Genomic DNA, 18097 nt, shown 5'->3' with positions numbered 1-18097 from the left:
GCTGGAGACGTGCCGTGAGGGCCCTGTGGTTGTTGGGTAGGGTATCTATCTCTCTCTCTTTTCAAAGCTATCTATTGTTACAAAGTATGATTCTTTTTTGTTCTTCTACAGCTGGGCGTTGCGTTTGTCAGCAATCCGAATCAGTCTTGGATTCAACCAATAAGTGCAGCACCTTGAGGGTGGTCTAAATCTCCAACAGGTGGTTGGAGAAACTCGTGTCACTATAGGACAAAGGGAAGTTGAAGATAAAACCGAAGGGAGCGTGGATGTGGCTAGAACTGACGGTTCGGAGTTCTTTGCCTGCATGCAAACGGAAGGTTTCGTATGTGGCTAAAAGTTACTTTCCCAACTAGCCTTGTCCTGTAGATTAGGTCTGGTTTGTGGGAAAACTCCAACAATTGGCGCTAGAATACTGTGAAGGCCTCTTTGCCTTCCCGTAGGTCAAGCAATAAAGCTTTACTCAGGCTATAACCATGACAAAGTTATTTTTATCTTTTTGGCATGTTCAGCTGGACAATTTCCCTGAAGGAGCCTTCTCACGGCGGTCACTAAAGAGTGCAGAAGCGCGGGAGTTGATATTGCAAGCCCAAAGCGAAGGCCTGTTTCAGGGGGCTTGCGCTGATGACCTATTCGCCCCCTACAAGGAAACGGAGAGGAAGAAGCATGACGAGTTGCGTCGAACGTTGCAGGAAGATTACGACATTCCCCTCTCCGCCAGTGACTTTTCTATGAAGGGAGAGGACTATGTGATCGTGTATCCCCTTGATTTAGTGACAGTATCGAATGATAGTAGCCTGATGGTCGTCACTTGTGGTTATACGTTTAGTAATTTCGACGATACAAACATGTTCAGTATCGCTGCAGATAGTGTAAATTTCTGCTTATTTGAGGCTATCCCAGTTCAGCACTAATTCGCAAGCGGATCACGGATGAGGCGTGAGTATCGGTATTCGACGACCTTGCATGCCTCAGTCACCACAATTGATACCCATTTTCAAATGATCGTGTAGTTTTCAGTGCGTTTGCGCAGGGTATGCTATGCCCTCCTATTTATCTTAGCTTGGTCGGCAGTTAGAACACACAGAAATCTGATTTACCCTATCCCATTGAGAACAATGCGAACCCGCAGGTTTTGGCTGAAGAAGTTTTTAATATGGAGCAAGCTGGTCGAGCACATATTGATGCCCCAACTTTTTCTTTGAACACCGCATATGCTGTATTGGTGGGAGATCATGTTGCTATTCCGGTAGATGGCGGGTGGAACCTATCTGACATCCAGAAACTTGCGCCAAATGCTACGTTATTTGAACTTTAAGTCCTATTGAGCGCCAGCTTAGCAGGGGGAAAGGGGCGACGCATCGATCAAAATTCCGCTTGAAATGCGGTTGGAGATTCTGGGGTCACTATAATAAAAGTAATGTGAGAATGAATTACGAATGATAAACGGAACGTAAGCTTAATAAAAAGGGCGTTACCGGTAAATGCAAGTGTCAAGTATAGATATGAAGAGTTGGTTCCAGAGTTGAAGAGGACTTTATAAAAGAGTTGATCCTCAGACATATTGAATTCTTATTTAGGAAGAAAGCATGGAAGTAGAAATTTGGGATGGAGGCTTACAAGAACAGGAAGTTGCAGCCATCGAGAAAATAAAGGCTGCCTTTTCAGATTCAGTTAATGCACCTAAGGCTCCCGTTCGTGGAGGATCTCTGCGCGATCAGCTGCAAAGCAGTTATGGCAACAACAAAGTTATGCTCCCTTGGAAAGGCTATGCAGGTTTTCGTTTCGTTGAGGCAAAAAAAGAAGGCGAATTCGATTTAGTCATTGTAACGCACTGCAACGTTATCATCGTTGAATTGAAAGACTGGAACCATCAGCCTGTTACCGCACGTGGCGACACCTGGTATAAGGGCGACCAGAACATGGGGCGCTCTCCAGTCAGTGTAACTCGCGGCAAAAAATTCACACTAGACAACAAGCTAAAGCGGCTGGCTCAACGTTTCACGAACAAAGGCTATCCCCCTTTTGTTCACTTCTTCGTTGTCATGACTGGAAATGCAGACTTCAGTCAGTTGCCTGAAGATCAGCTTCACCATACGATCTCGTTAACCGATTTCCTTAAGTTTGCTGATCGCAATACCTTTAACAAGCACTTCAGGCCACACCCCAACGCACAGGTTCTGAACCAAGATTTTCCCATTTTTGATAACTTGTTCATAGGGCCTCAGACTGGACCTAAAGCTCTACGGGTAGATGGTTACGAAGCCAAAGATAAGATTTTCGAACACCCGAAGAAAGTATACAAAGAGTATATTGCCAAGTCAGAGATCTCGACCAACACAGAGGCTTTGCTTCGGGTATGGAAGTTCAAGAATGTCGAAGGTAACAAGGCATACACTCCTGAAGGAAGAGCAGAGATTGTTTCCCGTGAGCGTGAAGTGTTACAGCATATTAATCACCAAAACCGGGATTTATATAACCACTGCTTGCGGTCACTGACGAGTTTCCAAAAAGACGAGGTGACAGCAGAGTACAGCGAGGTATACGAACTTCCTCCTGGCCATGTTCGGTTTAACGAGTTTATCGGAAAGTATGGCAAGGCTTTCTCAGAACTAGACCGCTTGAATGTCACTAAGCTGCTAATTGCTAAGTTTGGCGACCTACACGAGATGAAAATTGCTCACAGGGATATCGCTGATCATAGTCTTTGGATCTCACCATCAAAAGAGGTCGCGCTTTCAAACTTTATCTCGGCTTATCATCAACCTATTGGTACCGTTGGAGATTATCGCAAGAGTCTGTCAGTGGGTGCTGTTGAAGCACAAGACATGCTAGATGGGGGCGAATTGACGCCTTTTCAGCAGGATGTTCATGCCTTGGGTCTTGTTGCCTGGCACTTGCTTAGCGGGAAGCGTATGTCTCCTAAGAGCCTGGAAACAGTTCAGGATGACATGTTAAACAGTGGTCAATGGTTTTCAGAAGCATTGTTGGATGCTGTTGCTGCAAAGTTCGCCACTGCTACAGAGTTCTTTGATGCGTTGAAGCAAGCCGAACCTGCAGGCGAGGCTATTCCAACATTTGACGATGCTGAGCTTGATCCTTACCGGCATGCTATCAACCACTCACGTCAGTATCGGGAAGATGATGACTTTCTGGTAGAGACCGCTGAAAAAGAGGTCTATGTCTCAGGCGGAAGACTCGTAAAAGCCTGGTTGAATGCTGGCGGACAAGGAGATGACTCAGCGGCAAACTTCCAGATTCTTAAGTTTCTGAAACTGCTAGATAAGCTTTCTTCAGTTAAACCGACTTACCTACCGGAAATCCGTGAGTTTGGTATTGCTTCTAAGTCATCGAGTCTGTACATGGTTACAGATCAAGTGCAAGGAGCTACTTGGGACAAGGCGCTGATTGCAGACGATGAGAAAATAGAGCTAATTGGTAAGTTTGTTGCAGCTGTAGAGCACTTACACGGCCTTGGCGTTGCTCACGGCGATATCCATCCTGGCAATGTAATGCTGGAGACTGAAAGTCGCTCTCTTTACTTAATCGATATCCCAGACTTTTCACCGGCAGGGGAGGAGCTCAAGAACCACAGCTACAGTCCTGAATATATCGATGGTTGTACCTCTTTTGAGCGTGACAACTTTGCAGTGATGAAGATGTCCTGCGAGTTGCTAGGTTTGTCTTGGGGGCATGAGTCTGAAACTTACCCAGCCTTGGCAGATGCGATTCGAGCTGAGTTAGAAGATCCTCATTTTGGGTTTAAGGATTTAGGCCGCTTCAAAAAGGCGATAGATAGCGGTAATGCATCATCAGAGCAAAGCCTGATTGAGATTACGGCAGGCAATGCCGATGAAGCTATCACTATCCTGCCCGATAACGGGCATCTGTATGTCAAAATTGAGCCGAACCATAAGGAGCCAACTGAAGTCAAAGTAACCTTCATTGGGATTGGCGGCAGCTTTTCTGCAATGTTCTGCAAACAGCAGCAAGCTCTGCTTGTTGGCTTTAAGCCATGGCCACGGTCATCTATTCGCAAGCAGGATATTGACGATAGCCATTTTGAAATTGGCATTGGCATACGGGTTATTCCTGGTCGCACGCAAGAAATGTCTGCTTTGACTAAGCTGCTCAATGAAGATGAGTCTTTTGCACGTGCGATTGAGCTGGCAACAGCACCTGAAGAAAAGCCAGAAGAAGACACACTAACTCTTCAGTTGAAGGAAGCCTTCTCAAGGCTAGATAAGCAGGCTGTGGAGCCAGCTTCAGCAAAGACGTTGGAAATACCGACTGCGAAACTGTGGCGGGCAATCCTAGATACTGAGACCGAGTCGTATCCCAATATTGAAGTCAGTGGTGAAACTATTCCTGTAGCAGACGCTCATGGAGAGCTTCTGATACCTTACTCTGCTGATGTAGATCCTCTAGGTGGATTCAGCAGTAGTGATGAAGTCGAAGCATTATTGGTTGATAAGGAAGGGGTAGAGAGGTTTATTGGCGAGGTGTCACTTAAGAAGTCAGCGCTTAAGGAGATCCGGCTGGTCAAATCTCGTGCGGCAGCATACAAGTTGACCGACACTGATATTGTCTTCTTCCGCACCAAACAGGATCGTGCTTCGTATCGCAAACGTAAACGAGCTTTGGAGCGACTACTCGATCGAGAAGGTGTGATGCCAGAACTGATGGATCTCTTTGACCCATCTTGCGAAAAAGCTGCCCTCAACTATGGCATTTCGTTAAGTGATGCTGACTTCGCCAGGTATGATCGTGAAGACCACCACGGAAACAAGATCAGCCTAAATGAACAGCAGCGAGAGGCGTTCGCCAAGTTGGTCAACAATGGACCGCTTTCCTTGCTACAGGGCCCTCCGGGGACGGGTAAAACTGAGTTTATTGCGGCCTTTGTGCATTATTTGGTTGAGATGCAGAACACCAAACGCATCTTGTTGGTTAGCCAGTCACATGAGGCTGTAAATACAGCTGCTGAGCGGATCAGGAAGCACTGTGCTCGACTAAATACGGATCTGGAAGTCGTAAGGTTTAGTAACCGCGAAGGGGCTGTTTCTCCAGGGCTAAAAGATGTCTATTCGAACGCAATCACAACGGAGAAGCGTGAACTTTTCAACGCTGAGAGTAAGTATCGCGTTGAAGCGTTGAGTGAGGCCATTGGCTTGGAGCCTGAGTTCATTTCCAGTGTTGTGCTGGCCGAGCTTAAGCTGTTCAAGCAAATTGATCACCTTGAGACATTGCTATATCAAGTCAATGACTTAAGCGATGAGAAAGACATAAAGGAGCTGAAAGAGATATCAGTAAAACTGGATCTTTCAATCCGTTCCAAGCTAAGCACAGAGTACGGCATTAGCCTGGATGCAGGAGCGAGGGTCTCAGAAGCAAAAGATATTCTGATTTCCAAGCTATGTAGGGAGTATGGCGTCAGACCTGATGAGGCACGTCGAGTCAAAGCGCTAGCAAAAATATCGCGGGATATGCAGGAAGCTTTGTCTGGAGAGCGGGTCAACGTTGACGAGTTTTATGCGCGCTCCAGACAGTTGGTGGCTGGAACATGTGTCGGTATTGGGCAGGGCCACATTGGCATTCAGGAGAACATCTACGACTGGGTGATCATCGACGAGGCTGCACGCTCAATTGCGAGTGAACTAGCCATTGCGATGCAGTCTGCTAGTCGTGTCTTGCTAGTGGGAGACCACCTGCAGCTTCCTCCGTTGTACTCCGATGCGCATAAGGCTGCTTTGGCAAGGAAGTTGGGTATCCACAGTTCGCGCACTGAGATCGATGAAGTGTTGCGAAGTGACTTTGCTCGCGCATTCAACTCTACCTATGGTGATCAAGCTAGCGCTGCATTGCTGACGCAGTATCGTATGGCCCCGCCTATTGGTGATCTGGTATCGAAGACCTTCTATGAAGGTAAGCTTCGAAATGGCGAGCGAGCAATTCCGGACGTCTATCAGCATGCCCCGCGAGCTTTGCGCAGCATGGTGACCTGGCTAGATACCTCTAGCTTGGGCCAGCGGGCGCATCACTCGGAAGATCGTGGGAGAAGTATCTACAACCGCAGCGAAGCCGATCAGATTATATCTGTGCTCAAACAGGTGTCTGAAGATGCTGAATTTGTAGCGGAGCTATCGAAGCTCACTAGCGAAGATGAAGCTGCAATAGGTGTGATTTGCATGTATGCCGAGCAAAAGCGGTTGCTTCGCCAGAAATTCAATCAGGAAATCTGGAGTGATGGCTTCAAGGATATTGTCAAAATTGACACTGTAGACAGCTATCAAGGTAAAGAAAATAGGATCATCATTTTGTCCTTGACGCGTTCTGATAAGCAGCATAGCCCCGGATTCCTGCGAGCGCCAAATCGGATCAACGTTGCGATGTCTCGTGCAATGGATCGTTTGTTGATTGTTGGTAATGCGGATATTTGGAAGGGGAACAACAAAGAGCTGCCATTAGGCTCCGTTGTTCGCTATATGACTGAGCGTGGTCAGGAAGCTGGGTACACATTTATCTCAGCTAAGCAGGATGGGAAACAGAAATGATGTCTGATAACAAAGTAACTTATCACGAGGTTGACTTCCTGCTGCCCGCGCAGAGGTTTAACATTCAGTTTTCATATGTCTCTCAGAGAGGGTTGCCATTTATCAGAGAGTTTGTGCTGAGGCTTGTGCATGTCGCGCCAATGAGCAAAGCACAAATTTCGACCTATTTTGGCCTTAGCCGCCGTGAGACAGACGAAGCGATTTCAGACTTGGTTCAGCGTGGTGAACTGACTCTCTCACCCGAAGGTCGCCTGACCTTGACTGAAAAATCAAATGGTTATTTCTCTCAAATTGGGGAAATCCCACAGCTTTCTGCAGTACAAGATAGTGGAGTAAACTTGTCATTTGATCTTGCCACTTTTAGCTGTTTCAGCAACCAGGATGTCCAAGATAAGTGGAAAACCGGTATATCTCTCAAGATTGATGATAACAACGCTTCTCAAAGCGAAAGGTTGGTAGAGAAGCACTTTCAGCGCCAATTCAACCAGATTCTGGATAAGGGCTATCTATCTCAGTTGCTGGCTCAAGATGGAAAAGAGCAACCCACTGTCTACACGGTGAACTCTGTCAATAAACTGCGACAGTTGCCGTTGCGTTTGGCTACAGAGTTTCAGATGGATAACGATGGCAAGGCTGTCGAGCGTGAAGACTATGAAGAGCTAAATAGCTCGGAGTGTGTTCATGAACTAATAGCCATAGAGCTATCTCGGTTAACAACGTCGAACAATACTATGAGTATCTTTAAGTCCATGGTGTCGTTAAGCGATGAAGAGACCCTGAAGCTATTTGATTCCAGGACAAACCTGATCAATCCGAAGTATGTAGAAGATATGCAGGCTTTGGAGGAACATGCTGATTCCGGAAGAACGACTTTCCTTGGCCCGATATACTCAAAAAGCAATTGGGAGAAGCTGCAGAAGGCTCTGGCTCCACTGATCAATAAACGTATTAAAAGCAAAGTTGATACGGGCGTCAGCCGATTTATTTGGATTGCGCCTTCGGATCCATACTGGGCGAAGAACGGTCGCTTTAGTTCTAGCTTAAGCGATTTCATTCGAAGGTCTAGCACAAAGGAGAAGAAGCTATATGACCCCATACTGTATGTACCCGTATCCGATGATAAGGATTTCAGAGTAGCTAGGCAGTGGAAGCATGAACTTGGGCAGTTTCATGATCATGCAAGAGGACTTGCGGAAGGTTTCTTGGACGGCAATGTTGAGATACTTCTCCTTGAGGATGAAGTGGCTGTTGTGATTTACCATTTCACTCAACCAGAAACCTTACCGGTAACAATGCCTTTGGGCTTTATAACAAAGAACAAAAAGTTGGTTACGAAGCTTGGAAAACTGGTCAATGACTATGTCAAAGGTAGCTCTGCTTTTGATAAACCAAATGACTGTGGAGCTATTTCTTCGATAGCTAAAGGCAGTAAATGGCGCGGAGTCACCTAGCAGTTCTCTATTAATGCAGGCTTCCATAAGATAGCTAACAACTTTATTGCTCTCCAACAGAATCTGCGTCTAGTAACAGTTATAAAAAAACTCCAGTACAAGCACTACTCTCCGTCCTTGCTGGCGCAAGCTCACCATATATTAAGGGACTGGTTAAATCTTTAGATGCCCTCAAAGATGAAACTGACTTAGTTAGCTGCGTGGAACAAGAGCAGTTGGATTTGAAGGCCCCTTTTGAGATAACCAAGGATGCGCTGACTCTATAACATTTTAAATTGGACTCTACTCTCCACTTTGGCTCGAATCGAATGGTTGTATTGAGCCTCTTCAGTTTCAGTTGGTCAACGTTCAGGAAGAAGCCTAGCCGTCAAAAGTGGCTAAATCCAACGCTTTTACCGGCAGGACTTCAGGAATAGCCTTTCGTTAGGCTAACGACACTCCTCCAGAGGCACGTTTGATGTGCCTTGCCGTGCTCCTCGCTTATATACGCCACGACAGCTCCATACCAAACATTTGCCTGCAGTGCCTTTTCGCTATCGGCCGCTACTACGGGCATCGCTGCTGTCATGAAAGTGCGTCATATTAGTCTGAGTCACAATGACGCAGATTAGAGTGAAACTAACTCAAAACAGAGTGAATTATATTCAAATTAAGTTTAAAATGACTCAGATTTGAACATAAGATTTACATATGATTTCGTCATCAATTACCGTCGCAGATATTTGTGAGATAACAGGATTTACTAGGCATAGGCTTCGGGGGCTTTTGCGTGAGCTTCCAAAATTGAGAGGTGGTGTCGAGAAAGCGCGAGTTGCGCGTGAGTACTCTGCATTAGAGTTGCTGGTAATAGTGATTTGTTGTGAGCTTGAAGAATCCTTCGGACTACGCCGTAAGGTGATCGGCTCAGTGTCTGATGGCATCCAGAATTGCTTGTCTCGCTTAAAGAATCTCGATGAAGGGGCTTGCCTCCACCTTCAGATTCAGCCACAGTCTGTGACCTATTTCAGTGAATTGGAAAACGTCAAGGTTGCTCTAGGGTTGATAGTGCCTCTAGGCGACATTTTTGAGCGAATCGACTCGTATATCAAACAGCACTCATTTTTTGCGTTTGATCGCCAAAGGCTATATAGCGTCAGGTCGATAGAGTCACATGTGGTTGCTCCAAGTAGCACATCAGGAGATGGCTGATGAATACGGACGATTTAGTTGGCCAACTAATATCAGCGGGAGTCGCTGAGACCAGCATTGTGCGACTTGATCAGCAGGCGACCCCTCGTCATCTTCGCTATCTTGATCTACTGAAGGAATGCCCTAAGGTTGATGCTATGGGGCCGGATGTCGTTGTCGAGTCAGGCGGGCAGCCGCAGGTCTATGTTGTTAGACAAGATCGTCTCGGAGGCTCTCAGGGTAGAAGCAGGCAGGCACTTTTTGAATTGATACGTGTGTTGGGATGTCGCTCGGATGCGCGGTTTCTGGTGGTGGTGCAACACGGTGGCCTTGATGTTTATCCTGTTGGGGTGTTTACCAGCGTCCCTCAGCCGCTAATCACTGATCGTGAGGAGCCTGCTGCTCTGTGGCGGTCTCTGTTAGGTGGAGTTGAATTCTCACGGCAAACGAGTCCCGGGTTAAAAGCGAATTATCACTGGATTGAAAACCTGCTCTTCAAATTACTTGTCGCAGCCGCGACAGATATCAAGGCTGCATGTTCAGATCTCACTGCCCGGCAAGTATTGTCTCTCGTTGGACGTTCGTTGTTTTTCCGATTTCTTGTAGATCGAAACATCGTGAAAGAGACTGATCTTCCATCGATCTCTCAAAAGGCTGAAAGCCTGTCTGAGCTATTCAGCACACCTCAAGCCATGGAAGACACTTGTCTTTGGTTAGACAAGACTTTCAATGGCGATCTGTTATCGCTTGAAGACAATGGTTACCAGCGAATATTTCGCCATATTGACGATAACATTGAGAAAGTCTGCTGGAGCCTCTCGAATATTCAACATCATGCGGCTAACGGTCAACTTCAACTAGATTGGGGGTGGATCAAGTTTCAACACGTACCAGTGGATGTCTTGAGTCAGGTCTATGAAGACTTTGCGCATCAATTTGTCCCGGATCTTGCCCGTAAGACCAGTGTACATTTTACACCTAGACAGATTGCAGAGGTGGTTATTGAGGGCGCTTTTAGTGCTGTTAAATCTGCGCTGCCACATGAAGCTCGGGTATTGGATCCTTCCGCCGGTGCGGGTGTGTTTTTAGTGCTGGCGTTACGTCGGCTTGTGGCAGAGCATTGGCTACACACTGGTGTGAGACCGACCCGACAAGTTATTCGTCAGGTATTGGCAAATCAGTTATCGGGCTTTGACATCAACCTTGACGCACTCAATATTGCTGCGTTAAGTCTGTATTTGGCGGCACTTGAGTTAGACCCCAAGCCAAGCCCATTGACTGACTTGAAATTTAAGAAGCTTATTGGCTCTGTGCTACGGCTCGTGGACAATGAGTCCCTGGGAACAAAAACTGACCTTGGCAGCCTATCGCAGCCAATAATTCAGGGTATTGAGAACCACTACGATATAGTCGTCGGTAATCCACCTTGGACAGGCTTTAAGGGGGGCGCCGCAAAGTCACTTAACGAGACATTGGCGCAGCTTATACGTCATGAGGCCGATACGACAGTTGCCAAGTCTGAGGCCGACGGCGTGGTGGCGCGCTATGGTTCTCCAGATATCGCATTCCTCTTGGCTGCCAGGTTATGGACAAAACCTGAAGGTGCGATTGCACTTGCGCTTCATGGCCGGTTTTTGTTTCAGAAGGATGCCTATGCACTGCGCCGCCACGTTTTCAGTGTCCTTCGGGTGACCGGCATAATGAATTTTGCTGCATTGAGGCAAGACAAGCGGTTATGGCCTACCAACGATGCGCAGTTCATTCTGTTGGTGGCTGAAAATTCACAACCGAAGCAGTCTGACAGATTTTATTTCATTAGTCCTCGGCAGGAGCCTCAGCTTGCGGCAGTGGGACAGTTCCGCGTTGATCCATCTGCAGCTATACCTGTTTCCTGTCAAGTGCCATGCAAGCATCTCGATGCCTTCAAAGCGCTCTATAAAGGTGGTCCATTAGGCTTCGAGCTTATCTCTCGAATACAGCATGAGAATCGCCACAGTGTCAAAACACAGCTTGATCAACTGAACCTTAAATTCAAAAGTGGTTATCAGTTAGGAAAGGTGGAGAATCGGATTCGTAGCGCTCAACATCTTGTTGGCTGCCCTACTGCAGATTTGAACATGTGTTATCGTGTTGATGAGAGATTTGCTGAAACTTTTGATATAGAAACGTTGCAATGGCCTCGAACTCCTGACATCTATGAAGGGCCACTGTTGTTATTTCGAGAATCTCCTAAGCTTGACCGGGCGGTTCGCGGGGCTCTGGTGAGTGAGACTAAGACAGCCTTTAGCGAGAGCTTCTTTGGATTGTCATTTCGCGGTAAGGTTCAGTACCGCAGTCTTATGGATCTGTTGTATATCCTCTCCTACAGTGATCTTCTCATTTACTACCAGTTGCTAACAAGCGCCAAGTTTGGTGTCGAGCGGGACTCGTCTCTTCAGTGTGATCTTGAAAACTTCCCACTGGTGGACTGGGAAAGTCTGGACAGAGAGATGAATCATCGGGTACGAAAAGTAGCGTCGAAACTCAGCGCTGGAGATCCGTGCTGGAAGGAAGTAGACGAAATCGTAGCTGATATTTACGAACTATCTCACGCTGACCAACAATTGATAAAGGACACTTTGAGTGTAGAGCTTCCGTTTGTGGGGGCAAGGCACTTTGCAAACCAAAGTGTGTCTGAAACGGATCTGATTGCCTTCACGGATGCCTTCAATCGTATTGCGGGTCCATTCTCCAACTCGGAGCACGCTGTTGCTATGCCGCTTGGCAAGCATCGAGGGTGGTCATTCATTCAGATTGGTGGTAACCAAAATCGCGAAGACTTATTTACGATGTTCAAAGAGCTGGAGAGACTGTGTGTGACTGGTGATAGCTACTGGGCATCTCAGCTGCGGTACCACGTTGCAGATGGCATTGAGATTCTGGGCCGAATTGATCAGATGCGGTACTGGACAAAAACTGAAGCGCGTATTCAGGCTTTAGAGTGGTTGCGGCAGTGCGCCGAAGTGGCAGAACAGGAGGTTTAAGGGGTGGCATTCTCAAGCTTAGGAAAAGCGCCTGTAGCCCTGCAGTGTAATCCAAGATGGCATAGAACCTTACTGGAAGCGACGGAAGCTGCTATATACTTGGCATGGACACGCTTGAAGGAGCAGTCTGATTCGGTAATTGAAGCCAAGGACGAAGATCGAATTACCAATGAACTTTTAAAAGAGCTTAGACGGGTTCGTAAGAACGGCGACATAGCCCGTTTTATACCTGAAATCTTTAGTGTGCCGACGCGTGACTCGAAAGTTGAATCACTCAACGGCGACTCAATCGACCAGATGCCAGATATCACGATCTATCCCGCAAATCCTCGTGAGGTGGTGACTGATGAAACTCAGGATGCGTTGTTCTATGAGTGCAAGGTGTTAGATGGTAAACGAAACCTCGACAGGTATAGAAAGGATGGCATAGATAGATTTCTTGATGGCCGGTACGCTTGGGCGATGCCGCATGCAGGCATGATTGCGTATGTTTTTGAGAGAAGGAATACTTGTCCTGTTTCGTCTTTGCAGAGCTACTTCAGTCGTCTTTTGGATGGCGTTCCCATTGCGGAGCTAGTCGGGTGTGAGGAACAACCAAGCAAAGTGTTTGATGCACTAGGTGTAAATGTGGCGGATGTTGCGCTGACACGGCATAAGCGAAAAAAATTACCTATGATCGACTTGCGTCATTTATGGCTTTTCTGACTTGAAAGGAGCACTGAGTCTCCATAGATTTCATACAGGCATTAACTATAGATGATGTGGAGCTGGCTTCATAACCACCACTTGTATTATTAAATTTTTGCGAGTTTATTGATAAGAAACTCACCAATAATGATGTAATTGCCCAGTTGTGTTTGGCCGCATCGGTGTAGAGCTAGGTCTCAGTGTTAGACACCGACATGTCCAGGGAAATCGCTCTATCTGATTGAAAGTTAAACGGATAGCCGGTAGCTTACGCAACTCTTTCTTCTCACTCCAAGGACTGTAATGGGAAAGCCTCAAGCATCATTTTACTGACCTGCCCGACCCGCGTCGCCGTCGCCCGTTTTGGCGACGCCAAACGGGAATGGTTTGATTCTTTTCTAGAGCTTCCACATGGCATTCCCTCCCATGACACTTTCAACGATGTCTTCGCCAAAATTGATCCGGAAGCTTTTCAGCAAAGCTTCAGCTCTTGGGCGGCTTCTTTGGCCGCCCGCATCCCTGGCGATATTATCGCAGTCGATGGCAAGACGCTGCGCGGCTCTTATGATCGCGCCTCATCCAAAGCCGCAATCCATATGGTTAGCGCTTGGTCGACCGCCAACGAGTTGGTGCTGGGGCAGCTGAAAACGGAGGAGAAATCCAACGAATTCACCGCCATTCCCAAGTTGTTCACGCTCCTCGCGCTGGAAGATTGTCCGGTAACAATTGACGCCATTGGGCGTCAACGTGATATAGCTAAACAGATTGTCGACAAGAACGCTGACTACTTATTGGTCGTGAAACACAATCAGCACACGCTACACGAAGGCATTCATGACCTTTACATTGAAGCGGAAGCGAAAGGTTTTACCGAGGATTTCACGGACAGCGTCACCGAAGAGGGCGATAAGCATGGCCGCATAGACAAGCTGCATTGTCGGGTAACCCATCGGTTCTCAGGGCTTGGCGCTTTGGCGGACAAAACTCGTCCTAACAGCCTCTGGGTAGCTGAGGTGTACAGGTATAATTCCAATGCAGGGCTGATTATTGATTCGCGAGAGTAGTTATAACTAGCTGAATTTAAATGGCAAATGGAAAAGTATGATACTTTTTTGTATGGGAATTTTGGCTTTGCAAGTAAAGGGCTTCGATTAAGTATGATACTTTTAGATTCTGGTTAAACGGTCACCATAATAGAATCAATGGGTTATAATCTATTAAGTATGATACTTTTTTGTGTTTCTACAAGTCACTGTGGCGGAGTAATAAAGTTGTTAACTGAACGCCATCTGAGCTGACCTGAAACCGGGTCGGCTCAGGCGGCTAATATGATGCCGTCCTTGTTTGGGATGTTGTATCAATGACTACCAAAGCCGTCCTTCTGATGAAATCCAGGCCGCCAATTGGGCGTCTTCTTGGCCACGTAGTTTCGTCGACATACTCCTAATCTTTGCCGTTACCATTGCATCCTTAATCAGCGCTTCCGGGTCATAGGGTTGAGTTTTAATAATCTCTGTATCGCCCAACGCTAATTCTTCAGCCGTCTCCAGAACCAGTGCCTCCGCCCTTTGTGTCGAGGATGAACGGGCTATCCAGTAGGCGCTGTAAAACTCAGAGTTCTCTACCCTCACATAAAAGTCGCTTGGATTGGTTTGTTTCGACTGGACTATCCATAACCTGAGACTATTCAATATGCTCTCCGTAAGAGATAAATGATTTTCCCGCCGGGTAAGTCAATAGAATAAATGCTATCCATTAACAGTAGATGAGGCGACGGACGTTGGTAATCCAGCTGCAATATAAACTTAGATCTGAAGCGCAATGGCATTGTAAAAATTTATCTGTTATTGAATATTTTGATTTAGAAGAAGGAGAAGTTCCTGAGGTGGACTCTGTTCCCCATAATATGCACGCAGAAGAATATTTAGATCATTCCAGAGAGGAAGTAGAGCACACGCTTTTGCAAGTGGCGGACGAAACTGGATCAGAACGGCTGGAAGTAAAGGAGACATTTTGGAGCGCCGGTGAAAACCGAATCATCGAGGTGCTCAGAACATCAGGGAATGATGTCCTACACAATGAACTGATCATTCAAACCATAAGGTCCAATCCTGCTATGGGTGAGGAAATCGAGACAGTCCGCTTCAACAGGGAAAAACTCTGTAATACTTTGAATTTCCACTCAATTGACTACATTTAGCCACAATTTCTCTTCCATTTTACAAAACTTTACACATAAAGCTGACGGCGCTTTGATCAGCTCGGCGCTTACCTGATTCGTCGGGTAGAACGCCCGTTAGTTTTTTACTTTCATCGGAAATGGACGTTCCGGCTTTTTGTTTATCTGATGAGAGAGTCCCAATGTCCTTTACTTCCTGGAAGACCATTTCCGCGCTGAAACAGTTTCGTGTGGCTAAGTTCAAACAGCGTCGCCAGATTATGACGCGTCCGCTTTTGCAGCAGATGAAGAATATTCAGGTTGGCGGCTGTACTGGCCTGTCATTTTCCTGGGTGCAGCGTCATCAGCGTCAGCGCGGTGAAACTCCCGCCAATCGTATTGATTACCTGAACACGGATATCGCCTGGAAAAATACAGATTATTTCGCCGGTTACTTCAATAACACCAAGCATCATTCGTATGCCGACCGTATCGCCTCTGTGGCGCCGACGTCTTTGGGAATGCGTCATGGCGGGGTCGTTATCGAAAAGAACTACGATACCTATGGCTCGGCGCTTCAGCATCTGAGCAACAACCCTGGTCATCACATTGTCATGATGGTTTTGAGCGGCAAGGGTATTTCCACAAACCACGTTTGCGCGTTATACGTGGATGCTGACGGCATGAAGTTCTTCGATCCCAACTCTGGCGAGTATCGTTGTACGACAGGCAAGCGCCTCGACTTCTTCAAGCAGCTGACGGCCCAGTACCACACCTACGTGTCTTCCGGTGGCGTGGCTATCGATATCACATTTAAAGAAGTACAGTTTCACCACGTTGGATGAAGAGGGCGGCGTGTCTACGCCGCTTAATTTACTCGATATTGAATTTCTTCTGTGATGACAGGCTGGGCTCCGTCCGTAAAGGCGATTTCCGCTCTGGTGGAAAAATCGCCTTTGGAGAGCTTCCAGTTGTAGGTGGGTTTATTGGTGGTGGCGACCAGTGCGCCATTGATGAACCACTTCACGCTTTCGATGTTATCCGCCTCTGTCAGTGCGAATTCGAAGTATTCGGATTCATCCGGTATGCGAGGGTCCATCGCCATCAGCAGGCCCTTGCTGGGTTTGCGAATCCTTACTTCATCTATACTTTTACTGGCCCCTCCGGGTACGGTTCCGGGTAAAAACCATTCATCCCGTGATTCACAACCATTAGCGGCCAGTTCTCCCGTAGTGATGCAGACAGGCAGCTTCTGCAGATTATTGCTGAGATAAAGGGGTTTCACTTCCCGGTTTTTATTCAGCTCATTGAATACCGAGCGCAATACATAAGCTGGTCCCATGGAGCCGGTGACTTTGTTCATCTCCGCATAATCCAGGTTGCCCATCCAGACGCCTACAGTGTACTTGTCGTTGAAGCCTACCGACCAGGCATCCCGATAATCGCTGGAGGTGCCGGTTTTGACGGCGGTCTGATGAGGGAAATTCAATACGGAATCCCAGCCAAACTCTTTTTCTCTCGCCGCCGGGTCGGACATGATATCGGCCACCAGACTGGAGATATCCTCGGACAGAACGCGATGGCCCTGATAGCTGCGACCGCCCTCGGTGAAGGATAAAGGTCTGAAGTCGCCCATGCGGGCCATCACCGAGTACGCCTGCACCAACTCGTAAAGCGTCATTTCTCCATTGCCCAGAGCTAAGCCATCGCCGTAAACATTGGGATGTCCGGACAGGCTGTCTACGCCGAGATCGTGCAGGAAGTTTAGAAACTCACCCGGCCCCACGTATTGGACGGCCAGGACGGCGGGAATATTGAGGGAGTTGCCCAGGGCTTCCCGCAATGAAATCAGGCCGTAGTAGCCACGGCTGTAATTGTGATAGGTGTGCATGCCCAGACCGACGCTTTCCTGCAACGGCGAATCGTCCAGCATGGTGGCGGCGGTCCAGCCTTTGCGGATGGCGTTGGCGTACAACAGGGGCTTTAGCGTTGAGCCGGGTTGGCGGGGGGTAGTAATGGCGTCGATGCGGTTGAAGGGCTTATCGTCGCGACCGGCGTAACCCACCACCCAGGACAATATCTCGTTGTTCTCGTGATCAATCACCAGGACAGCGCCGTTTTGCACCCGGTAAGACGCCAGATTATCCAGACGATTGTCCAGGGTTTGCTGGATCTTGGTCTGCAGTTCCGTATCAATGGTGGTGTAGACGGCGCCGTTTTCCAGATTCTGCGCATTCAGGCGGTTTTCTGCGAACCGGATGAAGTGAGACAAATCATAATGGATGTCCGTTTTCTGCAGCTCCAGGGTCTGCGCTGCGATGGCGGCGCGTTCGTCGTCGTCAAGGTCCAGCCGGTCCAGCAGGTTGTCGATAGCGCGATTCAAATTGCGCAGCTGCCGCTGTGGGTCCAGCCAGCGCGGTGACCTGACCAATACCGCCAGCGCCAGCATCTCTTTGTAGTTAAGAGTAGAGAGATCACGGCCGAAATAATACTGCGCCGCCTGTATGACGCCGCGGCGGCGAGCGGAGTAGGGAACCTGGTTCAGGTAAAACTCAAGGATTTCGACCTTGGAAAATTGAGCTTCCAGATTGGCGGCTTCAAACCCTTCGATCCAGCGCGACCAGGGCGTGCGCGGACGCGGATGCAGCATCCGCACGACCTGTTCGCTGATGGTGCTGGCGCCGCGCACCACGCCCCCGGACATGACGTTCTGGCGGGCAGCGTTGAGCCGCGCCAGCCAGTCCACGCCGCCGTGGGAGTAAAAGCGCTTGTCCTCCGACAGGATGAACGCCCGCCGCAGGAACTCGGGAATATTGTGGAAATCGTTGACGTCGTAGATATTCCACTCGTTCTCGTAAGTGATGTTCAAACGCTTGCCGCGCCGGTCCAGATAGGTGTTCTTGCTGGCGCTTGAGATAACGGCGGAAAGATCTTCCGGCAGAGGTTTGATGGCGAAATAGGTGGCCCCGGCCAGAGCGGCGCAGGACAGGGTGACTGTCACTGCGACGCCGGCCGCCAGCTTTTTCCTGGCGCGCATCAGTTTTCTCAGCATAGGCGCGA

General features: G+C 48.1%; 11 protein-coding genes. 9 read left to right on the top strand and 2 right to left on the bottom strand.

Going from position 1 to position 18097, the window contains the following annotated elements; translation table 11 throughout:
* Window positions 1-473 precede the first annotated feature (473 nt).
* The 7 genes from HCH_RS31760 to HCH_RS31730 all read left to right on the top strand — a co-directional run bounded on the left by HCH_RS31760 (window position 474) and on the right by HCH_RS31730 (window position 13943).
* A complete protein-coding gene (locus HCH_RS31760) occupies window positions 474-911 on the top strand; it encodes a hypothetical protein (RefSeq protein WP_011400705.1) in 438 nt (145 codons plus the stop codon).
* Between the two features lie 221 nt (window positions 912-1132).
* On the top strand, window positions 1133-1315 hold the full coding sequence (locus HCH_RS34070; protein WP_011400704.1) for a hypothetical protein: 183 nt from the start codon (window positions 1133-1135) through the stop codon (window positions 1313-1315).
* A gap of 271 nt (window positions 1316-1586) precedes the next feature.
* A complete protein-coding gene (locus tag HCH_RS31755; RefSeq protein WP_011400703.1) occupies window positions 1587-6551 on the top strand; it encodes an AAA domain-containing protein in 4965 nt (1654 codons plus the stop codon).
* A complete protein-coding gene (locus HCH_RS31750; RefSeq protein WP_011400702.1) occupies window positions 6548-8002 on the top strand; it encodes a hypothetical protein in 1455 nt (484 codons plus the stop codon). Before HCH_RS31755 ends, HCH_RS31750 begins: the two co-directional genes overlap by 4 nt.
* 1187 nt (window positions 8003-9189) lie before the next feature.
* Window positions 9190-12192: an HsdM family class I SAM-dependent methyltransferase gene (locus HCH_RS31740; RefSeq protein WP_011400701.1), complete on the top strand. Its 3003-nt coding sequence runs from the start codon at window positions 9190-9192 to the stop codon at window positions 12190-12192.
* 3 nt (window positions 12193-12195) lie between these two features.
* Window positions 12196-12897 carry a hypothetical protein gene (locus HCH_RS31735; protein ID WP_011400700.1) on the top strand — a complete coding sequence of 234 codons (702 nt, stop codon included), beginning with the start codon at window positions 12196-12198 and terminating at the stop codon, window positions 12895-12897.
* 302 nt (window positions 12898-13199) lie between these two features.
* Window positions 13200-13943, top strand: coding sequence for an ISAs1 family transposase (locus tag HCH_RS31730; protein ID WP_337998597.1), 744 nt, complete (start codon window positions 13200-13202; stop codon window positions 13941-13943).
* A gap of 300 nt (window positions 13944-14243) precedes the next feature.
* On the opposite strand, the gene HCH_RS31725 is transcribed toward HCH_RS31730, so the two are convergent.
* Window positions 14244-14570, bottom strand: a complete 327-nt coding sequence (locus tag HCH_RS31725; RefSeq protein ID WP_041599065.1) for a hypothetical protein — start codon at window positions 14568-14570, stop codon at window positions 14244-14246.
* An 89-nt stretch (window positions 14571-14659) separates the two neighbouring features.
* Here HCH_RS31725 and HCH_RS31720 point away from each other — a divergent pair, with 89 nt between their 5' ends.
* Together HCH_RS31720 and HCH_RS31715 are read left to right on the top strand one after the other, a co-directional pair.
* Window positions 14660-15079, top strand: coding sequence for a hypothetical protein (locus HCH_RS31720; protein WP_011400697.1), 420 nt, complete (start codon window positions 14660-14662; stop codon window positions 15077-15079).
* Between the two features lie 161 nt (window positions 15080-15240).
* Complete coding sequence (locus tag HCH_RS31715) at window positions 15241-15882, top strand: YopT-type cysteine protease domain-containing protein (protein ID WP_041599063.1); 642 nt, start codon at window positions 15241-15243, stop codon at window positions 15880-15882.
* A 23-nt stretch (window positions 15883-15905) separates the two neighbouring features.
* Here HCH_RS31715 and HCH_RS31710 read toward each other — a convergent pair whose 3' ends face one another.
* Window positions 15906-18089 carry a transglycosylase domain-containing protein gene (locus HCH_RS31710; protein ID WP_011400694.1) on the bottom strand — a complete coding sequence of 728 codons (2184 nt, stop codon included), beginning with the start codon at window positions 18087-18089 and terminating at the stop codon, window positions 15906-15908.
* Window positions 18090-18097: the final 8 nt, after the last annotated feature.

Origin of the sequence: Hahella chejuensis KCTC 2396 (assembly GCF_000012985.1) — a bacterium.
Classification (GTDB): domain Bacteria; phylum Pseudomonadota; class Gammaproteobacteria; order Pseudomonadales; family Oleiphilaceae; genus Hahella; species Hahella chejuensis.
The sequence above is the reverse complement of the archived record's forward strand: the minus strand, read 5'-3'. Positions and strand labels throughout refer to the sequence as shown.